Source organism: Candidatus Symbiopectobacterium sp. NZEC135 (assembly GCF_025962695.1).
This window is the reverse complement of record NZ_JAGFPF010000683.1, coordinates 1-1,043: the sequence shown is the minus strand read 5'-3', so window position 1 is coordinate 1,043 and position 1,043 is coordinate 1. Positions and strand designations below refer to the sequence as shown.

The following is a 1,043-nucleotide window of genomic DNA, read 5'->3' as shown; positions in this document are numbered from 1 at the left end:
CACCACGCCAGCGCGCGGCTTTAGCGTCAAACAGCTGTTCGACGCCATTTTGGCGCTGTTCGAACAGGAACTGTAGTGACCCGCGAGGGGCTGCTGATGCAGTGACTCACGCCAGATGAGGGTATCTGGCGTGGGTTGGGTCAAACGGCAGGCAATTCCGCCAATGGCCAACGTGGACGCACGCTCACGCCCAGTTCCTGACTTTCGTTGTGCAACAGCCTCACACTGCCCGCATAGGCAATCATCGCGCCATTATCAGTACAAAACTCAGGCCGCGCATAAAACACCGCCCCGCCCCGTTTGGCCATGATCTCTGTCAGGCGAGCGCGCAGCGTACGGTTGGCACTGACCCCGCCCGCCATCACCAGACGTTTAAAACCGGTCTCATCCAACGCTCGGCGACATTTTATCGCCAACGTATCCACCACCGCATCTTCAAACGCGCGCGCAATATCTGCACGGGTTTGATCATCGTTGCCATTAGCGCGAATGGTATTGGCGGCAAAGGTTTTCAAACCGGAAAAGCTAAAATCCAGCCCTGGTCTGTCGGTCATTGGGCGAGGAAAGGTAAAACGTGTGGCATCTCCACCCTGTGCCAGTTTGGACAACATCGGGCCTCCTGGGTAATCCAGTCCCAGCAGCTTTGCCGTTTTGTCGAAGGCTTCACCGGCAGCATCGTCAACAGATTCGCCCAGCAAACGGTATTCACCGATGCCCGTGACGCTGATGAGCTGCGTGTGGCCGCCTGAAACCAACAGCGCCACGAAGGGAAACGCCGGTGGATTCTCTTCCAGCATCGGGGCCAGCAAATGCCCTTCCATGTGGTGAACCGGAATGGCCGGCACACCCCAGGCAAACGCCAACGCGCGCCCAACCGTCGCGCCGACCAGCAATGCGCCCACCAGCCCAGGACCGGCGGTATAGGCCACGCCATCGATGTCCGATGCGGCCAGTCCTGCCTCTTTCAGGGCAGCCTGAATCAGGGGAACCGTTTTACGCACGTGATCGCGCGAGGCCAGTTCCGGCACGACACCGCCATAATC

Annotated in this window: 1 protein-coding gene and 1 pseudogene; one reads left to right on the top strand and one right to left on the bottom strand. The window is 59.3% G+C overall.

Annotated elements, in window-relative coordinates:
• Positions 1 to 76, top strand: a pseudogene (locus J5224_RS29710) (arginine repressor); the annotation flags it as partial.
• Between the two features lie 64 nt (positions 77 to 140).
• On the opposite strand, the gene tsaD reads toward J5224_RS29710, so the two are convergent.
• On the bottom strand, positions 141 to 1,043 hold a 903-nt coding region (gene tsaD, locus J5224_RS29705), incomplete at its 5' end, for a tRNA (adenosine(37)-N6)-threonylcarbamoyltransferase complex transferase subunit TsaD (RefSeq protein ID WP_264628654.1).